Origin of the sequence: Cellulomonas pakistanensis, assembly GCF_016862755.1 — a bacterium.
Classification (GTDB): domain Bacteria; phylum Actinomycetota; class Actinomycetes; order Actinomycetales; family Cellulomonadaceae; genus Cellulomonas; species Cellulomonas pakistanensis.
Map to the genome: position 1 here is coordinate 1 of NZ_BONO01000028.1, position 16300 is coordinate 16300.

The 16300-nt window shown below is 76.3% G+C and carries 13 protein-coding genes; 2 read left to right on the forward strand and 11 right to left on the reverse strand.

Annotated features, from left to right (window positions below; translation table 11 throughout):
* Positions 1 to 191: 191 nt before the first annotated feature.
* The 11 genes from Cpa01nite_RS15820 to Cpa01nite_RS15870 form a co-directional block, all read right to left on the reverse strand.
* Positions 192 to 614 (reverse strand): DUF1801 domain-containing protein, encoded by a 423-nt coding sequence (locus tag Cpa01nite_RS15820; RefSeq protein ID WP_203669718.1) that lies wholly within the window; start codon positions 612 to 614, stop codon positions 192 to 194.
* A gap of 133 nt (positions 615 to 747) precedes the next feature.
* The gene (locus Cpa01nite_RS15825) at positions 748 to 1665 is read right to left on the reverse strand and encodes an aminoglycoside phosphotransferase family protein (RefSeq protein WP_203669719.1); all 918 of its coding nucleotides are present in this window, start codon (positions 1663 to 1665) and stop codon (positions 748 to 750) included.
* 91 nt (positions 1666 to 1756) lie between these two features.
* Positions 1757 to 2647 carry an EI24 domain-containing protein gene (locus tag Cpa01nite_RS15830; protein WP_203669720.1) on the reverse strand — a complete coding sequence of 297 codons (891 nt, stop codon included), beginning with the start codon at positions 2645 to 2647 and terminating at the stop codon, positions 1757 to 1759.
* A gap of 10 nt (positions 2648 to 2657) precedes the next feature.
* Entirely contained in the window at positions 2658 to 4136 is a 1479-nt protein-coding gene (locus tag Cpa01nite_RS15835) for an MATE family efflux transporter (RefSeq protein ID WP_203669721.1), read from the reverse strand.
* Positions 4137 to 4410: 274 nt separating this feature from the next.
* Positions 4411 to 5130, reverse strand: a complete 720-nt coding sequence (locus Cpa01nite_RS15840; RefSeq protein WP_203669722.1) for an NUDIX hydrolase — start codon at positions 5128 to 5130, stop codon at positions 4411 to 4413.
* Positions 5131 to 5176: 46 nt separating this feature from the next.
* Positions 5177 to 5881, reverse strand: a complete 705-nt coding sequence (locus Cpa01nite_RS15845) for a type 1 glutamine amidotransferase (RefSeq protein ID WP_203669723.1) — start codon at positions 5879 to 5881, stop codon at positions 5177 to 5179.
* A 115-nt stretch (positions 5882 to 5996) separates the two neighbouring features.
* Positions 5997 to 7451, reverse strand: coding sequence for a GuaB1 family IMP dehydrogenase-related protein (locus tag Cpa01nite_RS15850; RefSeq protein ID WP_203669724.1), 1455 nt, complete (start codon positions 7449 to 7451; stop codon positions 5997 to 5999).
* 94 nt (positions 7452 to 7545) lie between these two features.
* Positions 7546 to 8364: a carbohydrate ABC transporter permease gene (locus Cpa01nite_RS15855; RefSeq protein ID WP_239068843.1), complete on the reverse strand. Its 819-nt coding sequence runs from the start codon at positions 8362 to 8364 to the stop codon at positions 7546 to 7548.
* A gap of 95 nt (positions 8365 to 8459) precedes the next feature.
* Entirely contained in the window at positions 8460 to 9647 is a 1188-nt protein-coding gene (locus tag Cpa01nite_RS15860) for a carbohydrate ABC transporter permease (RefSeq protein ID WP_203669726.1), read from the reverse strand.
* 5 nt (positions 9648 to 9652) lie between these two features.
* The gene (locus Cpa01nite_RS15865; RefSeq protein WP_203669727.1) at positions 9653 to 10924 is read right to left on the reverse strand and encodes a sugar ABC transporter substrate-binding protein; all 1272 of its coding nucleotides are present in this window, start codon (positions 10922 to 10924) and stop codon (positions 9653 to 9655) included.
* A gap of 41 nt (positions 10925 to 10965) precedes the next feature.
* A complete protein-coding gene (locus Cpa01nite_RS15870) occupies positions 10966 to 11994 on the reverse strand; it encodes a LacI family DNA-binding transcriptional regulator (protein WP_239068842.1) in 1029 nt (342 codons plus the stop codon).
* Between the two features lie 197 nt (positions 11995 to 12191).
* Between Cpa01nite_RS15870 and Cpa01nite_RS15875 the strand changes: the two genes are divergently transcribed.
* Together Cpa01nite_RS15875 and dxs are read left to right on the forward strand one after the other, a co-directional pair.
* Positions 12192 to 14261 carry a glycogen debranching N-terminal domain-containing protein gene (locus Cpa01nite_RS15875; protein WP_203669730.1) on the forward strand — a complete coding sequence of 690 codons (2070 nt, stop codon included), beginning with the start codon at positions 12192 to 12194 and terminating at the stop codon, positions 14259 to 14261.
* A 134-nt stretch (positions 14262 to 14395) separates the two neighbouring features.
* Positions 14396 to 16279: a 1-deoxy-D-xylulose-5-phosphate synthase gene (gene dxs, locus Cpa01nite_RS15880; RefSeq protein ID WP_203669731.1), complete on the forward strand. Its 1884-nt coding sequence runs from the start codon at positions 14396 to 14398 to the stop codon at positions 16277 to 16279.
* Positions 16280 to 16300: the final 21 nt, after the last annotated feature.

A 16300-nucleotide genomic window follows, 5' to 3' on the forward strand; every position in this document is an offset into this window, starting at 1 on the left:
AGCTCTCGGCTGCCTCCGAGCGCGCCGGCACAGCCGAGAGGTGCCATCTCGGCGTCCTCGGACCGCGCGGTGGTCGCTCGCCGCGGTCTGCGCGCAGGCGTTCGAGGCGGTCCCGGGCGGTCGGGGCGGTCGGGGCGGTCGCGGGCGTTCGAGGCGGTCCCGGACTGCCGGGTCGGTTGCGGGCGGTCGGGTCAGTCGCGGGGGTTCTGCCCGCGGTTCGCCCACGAGCGCGCGACGATGCGCTCCAGCACCGCCATGTCCACCGCCTCGAGGTCCTTGACGTACAGGCAGCCCACGCCGGTGGTGTGGGCGCCGAGCTCGTCGAGGTCGTCGACGTGCGGCTCGACGCCGTCCATGAGGTAGAGGGTCAGCGCGGCCTTGCGCGGCGAGAACGCCACCGGCGGCCAGTCGCCCTCGCGGCCGGTCGCGTACCGGTAGTGCACGCTGCCGAACCCGACGATCGACGGTCCCCACAGCACGGGCTCCTCGCCGGTGACCCGCGCGAACAGGTCGCGCGCCCGCTCGGCGTCCCGGCGCCGGCGTGCGGGCGCGACCTGCTCCAGGAACGCGTCGACGTTCGCGTCGGTGGGGACGGTCTTCGGGGACTCGGCCATGCGCCCATCATGCCCGTGGTCCTCGACGTAGCTCGCCACGACCGCCCCGGCGTCGGCGGATCCGAACCCGGGCGTTGGTCCCGGGGAGTCGGAGGCTCCACCCGCGCGGTAGCACTGGAGCGAGGGCGCCGCGTCAGGCGCGGTCGGCGGCCAGCTGCCCGAGCGCGTGCCGGCCGATCGCGGCGATCACCGGGTCGTCCTCGCCGTGCGTCACCATCGCCGACGCCATCACGAGCGCCCACCCGGCCGCGCGCCGCCAGCGTCCGCGGTCGACGGTGCCCCGGGCGTCGGCCTGCGCGTCCGCGCGCGCGCGGAAGGCGGCGCGGCCGCGATGGTCGAATGTCAGCCACGCCGTCGCGAGGTCGCACGCCGGGTCGCCCGCGGTGACGTCGCCGAAGTCGAGCAGCCCGGCGAGCCGTCCGCCGCGCACGACGAGGTTCGCGGGGTGCGGGTCGCCGTGCACCCAGATCGGGGGGCCGGGCCACGCCGGCGCGCCCAGGGCGTCGTGCCACAGCGCGAGCCAGCGGTCCCGGGCACCCGGCAGCGCGGCCTCGAGGTGCCCTGCGTCCAGCCGGCCGAGCAGGGTGGCAGACCGCCCGGCGAGCGCACCGCCGCGGACCGGGTTGACCGGGGCGCCCGCCGGCGCGACGACGTGCAGGGCGCTCAGCGCCTCGGCGAGCTCCGGTGCCCACGGCGTCCGGGCGGGCACGGCGACGTCGGCGCTGTGCTCGCCCGGGATCCACGGCACCACGCTCCACGACCAGCCGAACCGTGGCCCCGCCCGTCCGACCCGCACCGGCGCCGGCACCGGGACAGGGCACAGCGCGGCGAGCGTCGGGAGCCAGCGCTGCTCGTGCTCGACCAGGTGCGCGGCGGCCGCCCGGCGCGGCAGCCGCACGGCGAGGTCGTCGCCGAGCCGGAACGTCGCGTTGTCCCACCCGTGCGCGAGGAGCCGGAGGGGGAGCGCGGCGAGGTCGGGGTGCTGGTCCGCGAGCAGCGCGCGTACCAGGTCGGCCGTCAGGTCGACCTCGGCGGGCGGCTTCACGGGCACGGCGGTTCCCCTCGGTGTCGGCAGGCCACCCCCGGGCGCCGGGCCTGCAGGACCGACGACGGTACACGGCCGCGCGGGGTCCGTCCGCGCGTCAGGTCCCGGGTAGGTCCCCGGCGGTGGAGGATCCGGCTGCGCGCGGGCCCGCCGCGGGAAGACCGCCCGTGGTCGGACCTGCGGCGCGCGGACCCGGCGCGCGGGGAGGACCGGCCACCGCGGCCCCGGCGCCAGGCCCGGTCCCGGCCCCGGCCGGCGCCGCGCCACGCGGCAGCACCGACTGCGCCAGCAGCGTCGACCCGGCCACCGCGGCAGGCATCGTCGCGACGGCGCCGCCGGGCACGAGGAAGCACAGCTGCGTCGCGACGCCGAACCCGAGGGCGCGCGCCCGGTGGGCCCGCAGCAGGACGTTCCGCTCGCGCCGGGACAGGCCGCGCGCGACCAGGGCGCGGGACGAGAGCTCGTGCGCGAGCACCCACCCGGTGAGCAGGACGCCGGTCAGCCAGCCGAGCACGGTCCCGACGACCGGCACCAGCCCGAGCGCGCCGGCGATCACCGCGGCCACCAGGCCCCGGGCGACCAGGGCCACGCCGTCGGCCGCGCCGCGCCACACCCCGGTGGAGCCGTCCGGGACGGTCCCCGTGGTGTCCTGCTCGACGGCGCGCCAGATGCGGTCGTAGAACGGCTCGCCGACGGCCAGGGTCAGGGCGGTGAACGTCACCACGACGAGCACCACCGCGGCCACCAGCACGACGCCCTGCGCGGCGAGCTCGGCGGCGCGCTCCCAGCCGGGCGACCAGCCGTCCGCGAACGGGGTCAGCCACTCGCCGACGGTGTCGAGCTGGAGCACCAGGACCACCAGCGCGGTCAGGACCAGGGCGCCGACGATCGCCGCCGGGATGAGGCCGCGCGCCATGGCGCCGGGACGGCGGCGCCACCAGCCCCAGCCGCCGACCAGCAGGCGGGCGCCCGCGAGGAACTCGTGCATGCGCCGCAGCCTAGGTCGCCCGGGCGGCGTCCCGCGCCTGCAGCGCCGCGTCGTCGGCGGGGAGCGGCACGACGGCGTCGACGACCATCGACCCGTCGGTGGGGCCCTCGACGGGCACGGGCACCGGGGTCGCCTCGACGCGGTCGAGCGGCGCGATCGGCTGCCGTCCCAGCGCGCGGTGCGCCCGGAGGTAGGCGGGGACGAGCAGCACGACCGCACCGAGCCAGGCGAGCGGGTTGCCCCAGACCACCCCGAGGAACCCGAAGGCGGCCCCCAGCACGACCGCGGCGCCGACGCGCATCGCCAGCTCGATGACGCCGGTCAGCGTCGGGACGCCGGTGTGCCCGAGGCCCTGCAGGGCGCCGCGGAGCACGAACAGGACGCCGAGGATCGCGTAGAGCGCGGCGTTGACGTGCAGGAACTGGGTCGCGAGCTCGACGACGTCCGCGGCGCCGTGCCCGACGAACAGCCGGACCAGCCAGGTGCCGGACGCGACCAGCACCACGCCGAGGACCGCCGAGCCCGCCACCGCCAGCCACGTGGCCTGCACGACGCCCTGCCGGATCCGGTCGGGGCGGCCGCCGCCGAGGTTCTGGGCGACGAACATCGACACCGCGAGGCCGAGCGACTGGAGCAGGGCCACCGCCAGGCCGTCCACGCGGGCCGCGGTCGTGTACGCGGCGACCGCGTCCGCGCCGAGCGTGTTGAGGCGGACCTGCACGGCCAGCGTCCCGATCGCGATGATCGACGCCTGGAACCCCATCGGCAGGCCCAGCCGCAGGTGCTCGACGAGCTCGGGGCGGGGCACCCGCCAGTCCGCGCGGCGCACGTGCAGCACCGGGATGCGCCGGCGCACGTACTCGAGGCAGAGGACCACCGACAGCGCCTGCGACACGACGGTGGCCAGGGCGGCGCCCGCGACGCCGAGGCCCATCGGCCCGACCATCAGCACGACCAGGACGACGTTGAGCACGCACGCGACCGTGAGGAACCACAGCGGCGTGCGGGAGTCGCCGATCGCGCGGATGACCGCCGCCAGGAAGTTGAAGAACATGGTCGCGCCGGCGCCGAGGAAGCTGACCTGCGCGAACGTCGTCGCCTCGGCCATCAGCGCCTCGGGCGTCCGGAGGAGGGCCAGCGCCGGCCCGGACAGCAGCGGCGCGGCCACGGTCAGCACCACGCTCGTGGCACCGGTGAGGATCGTCCCGGCGGCGACGGAGCGCCGGACGGCGGCGGCGTCGCGGGCGCCGAACGCCTGCGCCGTCGGGATCGCGAAGCCGGAGGTCATGCCCCAGGCGAACCCGAGCAGCAGGAACAGCAGGCTGCCCGTCGCGCCGACGGCGGCGAGCGAGGCCACGCCGAGGTGGCGGCCGACGACGACGGCGTCGGCGACGTGGTAGAGCTGCTGGACGACGTTGCCCACCAGCAGGGGGACGGCGAACACGAGGATGACGCGCCAGGGGCTGCCGGCGGTCAGGACCTTGGCCATGACGAGAGTGCTCCGGGGCAGGGAGGGGTGGGGACGGGTCGCACGAGGGGACGCGGCGCCCTGTCCGGTGTGCTCCCGGGTCGCGCCGCAGCACCGATCGTATCGTTACGACCGCCGTTGACCAGCCCCTCAGGGGGCGATTCCGGGACGCGGCCCGATCCGGCGAGCGCGGCCGGCGCGGCGCGCGCGGCGAGGCGGCCGGGACGTCCCCCGGCCCCGATGCCCGCGCCCGTCAGACCGGCTCCCGCGCCGGTCAGACGGCCGCCCGCGCCCGTCAGACCGGCGCGGGCACCGTCCGCGTCGCGTCCCACGGCACCGCCCAGCCGACCGAGTCGAGCAGCCGGTCGAGGATGAACGCGGTGAAGCCCCACACCAGCACGCCGTCGGCGTCGAACGCCGGGCCGCGCCACTCGTGCCCGGCGTGCCGCAGCACGGTCGTCACCCGCCGGCCGGGGTCGACCAGGTCGGCGACCGGGACGCGGAACACGTCGACCGTCTCGGCGGGGTCGGTCGCCGCGACGGCGGACGGCCGGTCCCACCAGCCCACGACGGGCGTGACCAGGTTCCGGCTGACGGTGACCGGCAGCGGCGGGAGCGTGCCGAGCACCCGGACCCCGGAGGGGTCGAGCCCGGTCTCCTCCTGCGCCTCGCGCAGCGCGGCCGCCTCGGGGCCGGCGTCGGCGGGGTCGATGCCGCCGCCGGGGAACGACACCTGGCCCGGGTGGTGGCTGAGCGTGGGGGAGCGGCGGGTGAGCAGCACGTCGAGGTCCGCGGCCACGGCCGGGTGGTCCGTGCGGGCCGCGGCGTCGTCGAGCACGCCGAACAGCACCAGCACCGCGGAGCGCCGGACCGGGCGGGCGTGCGGGGCGGCGCGCCCGGGTGGCGGGTCGTCGAAGGCGCGTTCCGGGTGCGGCTCCCAGACCGGGCGCTCGGCGCACAGCGCGAGGAGGTCGGCGAGCGCGCCTGCGGCGGACGGGCCGGGACCGGCGGTCACGCGCGCCCCGACCGGCCGGCGGCGCGCGCCCGTGCCCGCGCCGCCGTCACGCGCGCTCCCGCACGGCGTCGGCGAACGACGCCAGGCCCAGGTCGGCGCCCGGCCGGAGCGCGGCGAGGTGCTGCCGGGAGCCGAGCCGGATCGCGTCGGCCTCGCCGGGCTCGAGGTCGGCGACCATCTGCGGCGTCGACAGCCACAGGTCGAGCACGCCGGCGTCGACCTCGAGGTGGAACTGCGTGCCGACCGCGGACCCCGCGCGGAACGCCTGCACCGGCGTCGTGGTCGTGGACGCGAGCAGCGTCGCCCCGGCGGGCAGGTCGACGGCGTCGGAGTGCCAGTGCAGCACGGTCGGCCGCGGGCCGGCGGGCGCCAGCAGCGGGTCGTGCGCCACCACGTCGACCGGGGCGAACCCGATCTCCGTGCCGTGCCGCCGGTGCAGCGGCGCGCCCAGCGCGAGGGCGAGCAGCTGCATGCCGAGGCACACGCCGAGCGTGGGAACGCCGGCGTCGACGGCCTCGGCGAGCAGCCGGCGCTCGGCCACCAGCCCGGGGTGTCCGGCGTCGTCGTCCGCGTCCATGGGCCCACCCATGACCACGAGTCCCGCCAGGTCGGCGACGGCGGGCAGCCGCGGCTCCGGGTCGTCCAGCACGGTGCGCGTCGTGATCGGCAGGCCGTCCAGGGCGCGGGCCACGAGGCCCGGCCCCTCGTGCGCGACGTGCGTGAGGACGAGGACGGGACGCGGCTGGGTCACGGGCCGACCCTAGCCGCTGCCCGCCGCGACGGTGCGCGGCGGGCAGCGGGGGCGGGCACGCGGGACCCGGGAGCGCCGGCCGCGGTCGGACCAGGCCCGGCCGCGCCGGGCCCGGTCACCACCCGTCGGGCAGCGGCCGGCCCTCGTCGTACCCGGCGGCGGACTGGATCCCGACGACGGCGCGCTCGGCGAACTCGTCCAGCGAGGTCGCGCCGACGTACGTGCAGGAGGACCGCACGCCGGAGGTGATCCGGTCGATCAGGTCCTCCACGCCGGGGCGCTCCGGGTCGAGGTACATGCGCGAGGACGAGATGCCCTCCTCGTACAGCGCCTTGCGCGCGCGGTCGAACGCGGACCCGCCGCGGGTGCGGGCGGCGACGGCGCGGGCGGACGCCATGCCGAAGCTCTCCTTGTACAGCCGGCCGGTGCCGTCGGCGTGCAGGTCGCCGGGCGACTCGTGCGTGCCGGCGAACCAGGACCCGACCATGACCTGCGAGGCGCCGGCGGCGAGCGCGAGCGCGACGTCGCGGGGGTGCCGCACGCCGCCGTCGGCCCAGACGTGCTTGCCGAGCTCGCGGGCGGCGGCGGCGCACTCGAGGACGGCGGAGAACTGCGGGCGCCCGACGGCGGTCATCATGCGCGTGGTGCACATGGCGCCGGGGCCGACGCCGACCTTGACGATGTCGGCGCCCGCGGCGATGAGGTCGCGGGTGCCCTCGGCCGTGACCACGTTGCCGGCGACGACCGGGACCCGCGGGTCGAGCGACCGCACGGCCTCGAGGGCGTCGAGCATCTTGCGCTGGTGGCCGTGCGCGGTGTCGACGACGAGGACGTCCACCTCGGCGTCGATCAGCGCGGCGGCCTTGCCCTTGACGTCGCCGTTCACGCCGACGGCCGCGGCGACGCGGAGCCGGCCCTGCGCGTCGAGCGCGGGGGCGTAGATCGAGGACCGGAGCGCGCCGACCTGGGTCAGCACGCCGACGAGCCGGCCGTCGCGGACGACGGGGGAGAACTTGCGGCGGGAGCCGTGCAGCCGCTCGAACGCGGTCTCCAGCCCCGCGACGCCGCCGGACTCGACGACGGCGAGCTCGACGGTCGTCGGGTCGCCGGACATGACGTCGGCGATCTGGGTGAACCGGTCGACGCCCTCGCAGTCGGCGGGGGTGACGACGCCGACGGGCCGGTCGCCCTCGACGACGACCGCGGCGCCGTGCGCGCGCTTGCCGATGAGGGTGAGCGCGGTGTGCACCGTGTCCTGCGGGGAGACGACGACCGCGCTCTCGACCACCGGGTGCTTGGCCTTGACGGACGCGACCACGTCGGCGACGACGTCGGTCGGCACGTCCTGCGGCAGGACCGCGAGGCCGCCGCGACGCGCGACGGTCTCGGCCATCCGGCGGCCGGCCACGGCGGTCATGTTCGCGACGACGACCGGGATCGTGGTGCCGGTGCCGTCGGTCGCCGCCAGGTCGACGTCGAAGCGGGAGGCGACCTCGGAGCGGGACGGGACGAGGAAGACGTCGCCGTAGGTGAGGTCGGACGAGGGCTGGTGCCCGGGCAGGAAGCGCATAGGTGTGTTCCCCTTTCCGCCTGATGCTACCCGGCACCGCGCGGCCCCCACCGCGGACCGGGGGATCCCGCACCGGGACCCCGCGGCCCCCGCACTACTCCTTCACGGCGCCGGCGCTCTGGTTCATGATCCGCTTCTGGAACACGAAGAACAGGACGGCGACCGGGATGGTCATGATCGCCGCCGCGGCCAGCTTCAGCGGGTACTGCGTCCCCTGGGACAGCTGCCCGGACGCGAGCTGCGCGACGCCCTTGGTCAGCGTGACGAGCTGCGGGTCCTGCGACGCGACGATGAAGTGCGACAGCTCGTTCCACGACCCCTGGAAGGACAGGATGACGATGGTGACGAGGGCGGGCCGGGCCATCGGCAGGACGACGGACCAGAACACCCGGAACGTGCCGGCGCCGTCCATCCGGGCGGCCTCCTCGACCGACCGCGGGATCGACTCGAAGAAGTTCTTCATGATGAAGATGCCGGCGGCGTCCGCGAGCAGCGGGATGATCAGGCCCGCGAACGAGTTGTAGATGCCGACCTGCTTGATCACGAGGAACTTCGGGATGAGCAGCACGACGTTCGGCACGGCCATGACCGCGACGAGCCCGGCGAACACGAGCGCGCGGCCCCGGAACCGCAGCCGCGCGAGCGCGTAGCCGGCGAGCGAGTTGATGAACACGCGCCCGACCGTCACCACCACGGTGACGACCACCGAGTTCCGGAACCACAGCGGGAAGTCCGAGCGCAGGAACAGCCGCTCGTAGGCCGCGGTCGACCAGGTCTGCGGGAGCAGCGAGATCGCGTTCTGCGCCGCGTCGGCGTCGGTCTTGAACGACGTCGCGACCTGGATGAGGAACGGGTAGACGTACAGGATCGCGAGCACGACGAGCACGGCGTAGGTGAACGACGTGGCGAGCATGCGGCGGCGGCTGCGGCGGGGCCGGGCCGCCGCGCGGCCGCCGTCCCCGGGCCCGCCCGCGCCGCCCCGGGTCCGCGGGCTCACGGTGGCGGCGGTCATCGGTCGCTCCCGGTCGTCGTCGAGGTGGTCGCACCCGCGCCCGGTCCGCCGGTCGTCCCGACGGCGCCGGCGACGGCCGCCAGGGGAGCCGGCGGGTCCCGGTGGAACCGCTTGCGGCGGGGCACGTCGCGCTCGCGCAGCACGACCCGCTGCAGGACGGTGAGCAGCACGATGATCGCGAACAGCACGAACGCGATCGCGGCGCCGCGACCCCACTGGTTGTTCTGGAACGCGGCGGTGTACGACAGGTACGCCGGGGTCAGCGTGGTCTTCGCCGGGCCGCCCTGGGTGCCGGTGTAGATCTGGTCGAACACCTGCCACGTGCCGATGAGCCCGAGCGTCACGACGGTGAACACGGTCGGCCGCAGCATCGGCAGCGTGACCCGGAAGAACCGCTGCCGGGCGTTCGCGCCGTCCATGGTGGCGGCCTCCTCGACCTCGTGGGACACGGCCTGGAGCGCGGCGAGGAACAGCAGCATGAACGTCCCGGACGTCGTGAAGATCGCCAGCAGGACGAACGCGGTCATCGCGACGGACGGCCCGGCGGCCCACTCCCACAGCGGGATGCCGAGGAAGCCGTGCTGCGCCAGGAACGCCGGCGCCGCGTCGACGCCCACCGTCCCGAGCAGCAGGTGGAGCACGCCCTGGGGGTCGTTGAACCAGTTCGGCCCCGTGATCGACAGCTTCGCCAGGACCGCGTTGATGGTGCCCGAGGCCGAGAACAGGAAGAGCCACAGCACCGTGATGGCCACCGACGACGTCACGGACGGGAAGTAGAACGCGGTCCGGAAGAACCCCTTCCCGCGCAGGGCGGCCCGGTTCACCATCGTCGCGAGGAACAGCGAGAGCGCGGTCTGCAGCGGGACGACGAGCAGGACGTAGTACGCGTTGTTGCGCATGGCCGTGCCGAAGTCCTGCGTCGCCAGGCCGCCGCCGAGCAGCAGGCTCTCGTAGTTGTCGAGGCCGACGAAGCCGACGTCGGAGGACAGGGGGCTGCCGCGCCCCGTCCAGTCGGACAGGCTGACCCACAGCGCCATGAGCACGGGGACGACGAGGAACAGCCCGAGGATCACGAGCATCGGGGCGAGGAACAGCCACCCCGACGCGGCCTCGCGGCCCCGGGCGGACCCGGGGCCGCGACGCTCGCGTCGGCGCGGCTGCGCCGTCGCGGGCACAGCGGTCATCGTGGTCAGGACGCGTTCTCGTCGAGGACGGCCTGGAGGTTCGTCTGCACCGAGCCGAGGATGGCGGCCGGGTCGCCGTTCTCCAGGCCCTCGAGCTGGGCGTTGAAGTCGGTGATCACGTCCGCGGCGCCGCGGGCGTTGACGACGTTCTGCGCGAAGTCGGCCGAGTCGATGAACGCGGTCATCTCCGGGAACAGCTCCTTCCAGCCGTCGGCGGCCGACTGCACGGACGGCATGACGCCGAACGCCTCGGCGAACGCGAGCTGCTGGTCGGTGCTGGTCAGGTGCCGGACCAGGTCGACGGCGTCGGACTGGTTCGCGGAGTCTGCGGCGACGCCCCAGCAGTTCGTGAACTGCAGGGTGCCCTGCCCCGCGGGACCGGCGGGGAGCTCGACGACGCGGTACTCGACGTCGGGGTAGTCGTTCTCCATCGCGCCGGTGATCCAGTTGCCCTCGATGGTCATCGCGGCGGCGCCGGTGCCGAACGCCTCGCCGCCCCAGCCCGTGCCGAGCTCGGTGGCGTACGCGGCGGAGCCGGACGCGAGCAGCTCCTGGACGTAGGTGAGGCCCTCGACGTTCTCCGGGGAGTCGGCCGTCGCCTCGGTGCCGTCGGCGTCGACCAGCGTGCCGCCGGCCTGGGCGAGGAACGCGCCGACGCGGGCGTACTCGCCGGAGAAGCCGAGGCCGACCTGGTCGTCGGTCGTCAGCGTCCCGGCGACCTCGGTCAGCTCGTCCCAGGTGGTCGGGACGTCGTCGTCGGCGAGCCCGGCGGCCTCCCACGCGGCGGTGTTGATGACGAGGCCGAGCGTGGAGAAGTCCTTGGGCGCGCAGACGAGCTCGTCCTCGTAGGTGAACTGCTCGACGAGCGACGGGTAGAAGTCGTCCGCGTCATCGAGCTCGGAGCCGTAGGGGTGCAGCGACCCGTTCGCGGCGTAGCTCTGGAACTGGTCGGCGCTGACGTAGAACACGTCGGCCGGCTCGCCGGACGCGAAGCCCTGGCTGAGCTCCTGGGTGAGGTCGGAGGCGACCTGCACGGTCGCGTCCACGCCGGACTCCTCGGACCAGGCCGCGACGGCCGCCTCGACGGCGTCGGTCTCGGCGTCGCCGGACGAGCCGATGAGGATGCTCAGCGAGCCGCCGCCGCCGCCCGACGTCGCGGCGTCGCCGCCCTCGTCGTCGAAGCCGGACCCGCCGCAGGCGGTGAGGACCAGGAGGCCCGCGCCGGTGGCGGCGACGGACGCCAGCAGGCGCTTTCCTCGGGTGGGGATGGTGTGCATCGGGGGACTCTCCTTCGAGGGTGGAGCGGGGTGCGGCTGGTTCAGGGGGTGCGGCTGGACGCGCGCTCGACCAGGTGCGGGGCCAGCAGGACCTCGCGGCTGCGGGTGCCGCCGGTGCCGTCGAGCTGGTCGAGCAGGAGGTCGAGCGTGCGGTGGGCGGCCTCGGTGAGCGGCTGCGCCACCGACGTGAGGCCGACGGCGGCGGCGACGGGGGTGTCGTCGAACCCGACGACGGCCAGCGACGTGCCGTGGGTCCGGGCGACCGTGAGGGCGCCGAGCGCCAGCGAGTCGGACGCGCACACGACGGCGGTGGGGGACGCGTCCGCGAGGACGCGCTCGGTGGCCTGGGCGCCGGCGGCGACGCCGTCCGGGACGCGGGCGTGCAGCCGGCGCAGCAGCCCGCCGTCGTGGCCCGCGTCGACCATGGCCGCGGCCCAGCCGGACGCGCGGTCCTCGCCGACGTCGGAGCCGTCCGGCCAGCCGAGGTAGGCGATCCGCTCGTGGCCGAGGCGGCGCAGGTGGTCGACGGCCGCGCGGGTGCCGGCGGCGCCGTCGACGTCCACCCACGGGTGGGCGGGACGGTCGTCGCCCGGGGGGTCCCACGGCCGGCCGAACGTCACGAACGGGACGTCGCGCTCGGCGAGCCAGGCGGCGCGCCGGTCGTCCCGGTGCGTGCTGGTCAGCACGAACGCGTCGAGGTCGGCGGTGTCGAGGAGCTCGCCGTACTGCGCGATCTCCCGGTCGTCGTCGGGGGCGGTGAACAGCATGACGCGGTAGCCGCGGGCCTGCGCGCTCTCGGTGAGCGCGTGCAGGAACCGGTCGAGCACGGCGCCGTTGATGCCGTCGTGCACGGGCTCGAGCCGCAGGCCGAGCACGCGGGACCGCCCGGTGCGGAGCTGGCGCGCCGCGGAGGACGGCCGGTACCCGAGCGCGTCGATCGCCGCGCGCACCCGGTCGGTGGTCTCGGCCCGCACGAGGTGCGGGGCGTTGAGCACGTTCGAGACGGTCTGGCGGGACACGCCGGCGCGCTGGGCGACGCTCTCCAGCGTCGGCCTGGTCGTGGCGTCCACGGTCGCTCCCTCGCGGCGGTCGTCGTGCATATGATCGTTCCAAGTTGCGATTGGAACGCTCAAACGGATGCCCCTAGAGTTGCCAGCGCCCCCGGGCCTGTCAAGCCGGGGCGGGTCGCCGGGGATCACGATCCGGTCTCGGCGGCCGCGCCGACGCCCCGCCCGCCCGACCCCGCCCCACGAACGACGAGGTACCCATGGAGCTCCAGCCCCTGCTGCACGACCTGCTGGTCGCGGTCTGCGCCCCCACGCAGGCGTGGTCGGACGCCGACGGCCAGATCGGCCTGGCCGACGGCCGCGGCGCCCAGGGCGTCTACCACGGCGACGTCCGGGTGCTGTCCGGTGCGCGCCTGACGGTGGGCGGCGCGGCCCCCGAGGCGGTCGCCTCCGGCGCGGACGGCCCCGGACGCGCCCGGACGGTGCTGCTCGCCCGGTCGGTCGACGGCCCCGGCCCCGACCCGACCGCCCGCCTGGAGCGGCTGCGCGAGGTCGCGCCGGGCCGCGTGACGGAGTCGCTGACGCTGTCCTGCTCGACAGCGGACCCCGTGGCGGCGCGCCTCGAGGTCGCCCTGCGCCCCGACGGGACGCCGATGGACCGGATCAAGTCGGGGGCGGCGGCCGGGGCGGCGCCGGTCGCCGAGCCCGCCGCCGACGGCGCGCGCTGGCGGGCCGACGCCGACGTCGCGGCGGTGCTCACGGCCCCGGGGGCGGAGGTCGCGGTCGACGCGGACGGCACGGTGCGGCTCGCCTGGGAGGTGACGGCCGCGTCCGGCGCGCCGGTCGACGTCGCCTGGACGCTGGCGGTCACCGACGCGGGCGGGCCGGTGACGGCGCCCCGGCGCGCGGAGCCCGAGTGGTCGCCGCTGGAGGTCGAGGCCGCCGACCGCCGGCTGCCCGCGCTGCTGGACCAGGCGCTCGCGGACCTCGGCACGCTGCGGCTGAGCGCGCGGTTCGCGCCCGACGACGTGTTCCTGGCCGCCGGGGCGCCGTGGTTCTTCACGCTGTTCGGCCGCGACTCGATCTGGGCCGCGCGGATGCTGCTGCCCCTGGGCACGGAGCTGGCGGCCGGCACGCTGCGGACGCTCGCGACCCTGCAGGGCACCAAGCTCGAGCCGGCGACCGCCGAGCAGCCCGGCAAGATCCTGCACGAGGTCCGCCGGGCCGAGCTGTCGATGCCGGGCGAGGGCATGGTGCTGCCGCCGGTGTACTACGGCACGGTCGACGCGACGCCGCTGTGGGTCTGCCTGCTGCACGACGCCTGGCGCTGGGGCATGCCGGCCGACGAGGTCGAGGCGCTGCTGCCGGCGATGGAGCGCGCCCTGGCCTGGATGGCGGACCACGGCGACTCCGACGGCGACGGGTTCCTCGAGTACGTCGACGAGCTCGGCACCGGCCTGGCGAACCAGGGCTGGAAGGACTCCGGCGACTCCGTGCAGTGGCGGGCCGGCGGGCTGGCCACGGGCCCCATCGCGCTCGCCGAGGTGCAGGGCTACGCGCACGAGGCGGCGGTCGCCGGCGCGGCGCTGCTCGACGCGTTCGGGCGCCCGGGCGGCGACCGGTGGCGCGCGTGGGCGGCGGCGCTGGCCGAGCGGTTCCGCGCGGCGTTCTGGACCGCGGACGAGCGCGGCGCGTACCCCGGCATCGCGCTGGACGCGGACAAGCGGGTCGTCGACACCGTGACGTCGAACATCGGCCACCTGCTGGGCACGGGCATCCTGTCCGCGGAGGAGGAGGCGACGGTCGCGGCGCGGCTGGTCGACCCCGACATGGACTCCGGGTACGGCCTGCGCACCATGTCGACGGGGTCTGCCGGCTACTGGCCGCTGCGGTACCACGGCGGGGCGGTGTGGCCGCACGACACCGCGATCGTCGTGCAGGGGCTGGCCCGGGCGGGGCACGCCCGGGAGGCGGCGGCGCTCGCCGAGGGGCTGCTCGCGGCCGCGCAGGACTTCGACCAGCGGCTGCCCGAGCTGTACGGCGGCGACGCCCGCGGCACGGTCCCGCGCGCGGTGCCGTACCCGGCGGCCTGCCGCCCGCAGGCCTGGTCGGCCGCGGCGGCGGTGTCGGTGCTGGGGGCGGCCCTGGGCCTCGACCCGGACGTCCCGGGTGGCCGGCTGGACGTCGCGCCGCCGGTGCCGTCGCCGCTGGGCGCGGTGTCGGTGCGCGGGCTGCGCCTCGGCGGGCGGCCGCTGGCGGTGCGGGTCGGCGCGGACGGGTCGACGGACGTCGACGCCGAGGCGGACGTCGAGGTGCGGGTCCGGGGCTGACCGGGTCCGGCACGGGATCTCCCCGGGGTCGTCGCGGCTCGCGGGCACGTCGCCCGCGTCCGCGGCGACCCCGCCCCGTAGGGTGGGGTCCTCGTGCGCGGGCCGCGCGGACGACGGCGACGGGCGGTGAGGACATGGGGCTGCTGGACCGGATCGGGTCACCGGCCGACGTCCGTGCGCTCTCGCCCGGCCAGGTCCGGGCGCTGGCCGCGGAGATCCGCCGCTACCTGGTCGACCAGGTGTCCCGGACGGGCGGCCACCTCGGACCGAACCTCGGCGTCGTCGAGCTGACGATCGCGCTGCACCGGGTGTTCGACTCCCCGCGGGACACGCTGGTGTTCGACACGGGCCACCAGGCCTACGTGCACAAGCTGCTGACCGGCCGGCAGGACTTCGGCCGGCTGCGCCGGAGCGGCGGCCTGTCCGGCTACCCGAGCCGCGCGGAGTCCCCGCACGACGTGGTCGAGAACTCGCACGCGTCCACGGCGCTGTCCTGGGCGGACGGCATCGCCCGGGCCAACGCCCTGGGCCGACGCGGCGACCGGCACGTGGTCGCGGTCGTCGGCGACGGCGCCCTCACCGGCGGCATGGCCTGGGAGGCGCTGAACAACATCGCCGACGGGGCCGACCGGCGGCTCGTCGTCGTCGTCAACGACAACGGCCGGTCCTACGCCCCGACGATCGGCGGGCTGGCGCTGCACCTCGACGCCCTGCGCACGACGCGCGGCTACGAGACCGTCCTGTCCTGGGGGCGCCAGGCGCTGCGCCGCTCCGGGCCGCCCGGCCGCGCGGCCTACGACGCGCTGCACGGGCTGAAGAAGGGCATCAAGGACGCCGTCGCCCCGCAGGGCATGTTCGAGGACCTCGGCCTCAAGTACGTCGGGCCGGTCGACGGCCACGACGAGGCGGCGGTGGAGTTCGCGCTGCGCCGGGCGCGGTCGTTCGGCGGCCCGGTGATCGTGCACGTCATCACCGAGAAGGGCCGCGGCTACACCCCGGCCGAGCAGGACGTCGCCGACCGGTTCCACGCGGTGGGGCAGATCCACCCGGAGACCGGGCTACCGGTGGCGCCGTCCCGGTTCGGCTGGACCGGCGTGTTCGCGGACGAGGTCGTGCGAATCGGCCGCCGCCGGCCGGACGTCGTGGCGATCACGGCGGCGATGCTGCAGCCGGTCGGGCTGGCGCCGTTCGCGGAGGCGTTCCCGGACCGGACCTTCGACGTCGGGATCGCGGAGCAGCACGCCGTGACCACCGCCGCGGGCATGGCGTTCGCCGGCCTGCACCCGGTGGTCGCGGTGTACGCGACGTTCCTCAACCGCGCGTTCGACCAGGTGCTGATGGACGTGGGCCTGCACCGGGCGGGCGTGACGTTCGTGCTCGACCGCGCCGGGCTCACCGGTGACGACGGGCCGTCGCACAACGGCGTGTGGGACATGGCGGTGCTGGGCGTGGTCCCGGGGCTCCGGCTGGCCGCGCCCCGCGACGAGGACACGCTGCGGGCGGCGCTGCGCGCGGCGGTCGACGTCGACGACGCCCCGACGGTCGTCCGGTACCCCAAGGGCGCGCTCACCGAGCCGCTGCCCGCGGTGGACGACGCGGACGGCGTCGACGTGCTCGCCCGGCACGCCGGCCCGGACGGCGCGCGCTCGGTGCTGGTGTGCGGGATCGGCGCGATGGTGCGCACCGCGCTCGCGCTGGGCGAGCTGCTGGCGCAGCACGGGCTCGCGGTGACCGTGGTCGACCCGCGCTGGGTGCTGCCGGTGCCCGCGGCGCTCGTGAAGCTGGTGGGGGAGCACGACCACGCGGTCACGCTGGAGGACGGCGTCCGCGAGGGCGGCATCGGGTCGGCCGTCGGGCTGCGCGCCCGCGACGCGGGGATCGCGACGCCGGTGCAGGCGTTCGGCGTGCCGCGGCGGTACCTCGAGCACGCGAGCCGGGACGAGCTGCTGACCGGCCTGCGGCTGACCGCGCCCGACGTCGCGCGGGACGTGCTGGCGGCGCTCGGCGCGACCGCCTGACGGGACGTCCGTCCGGGACGT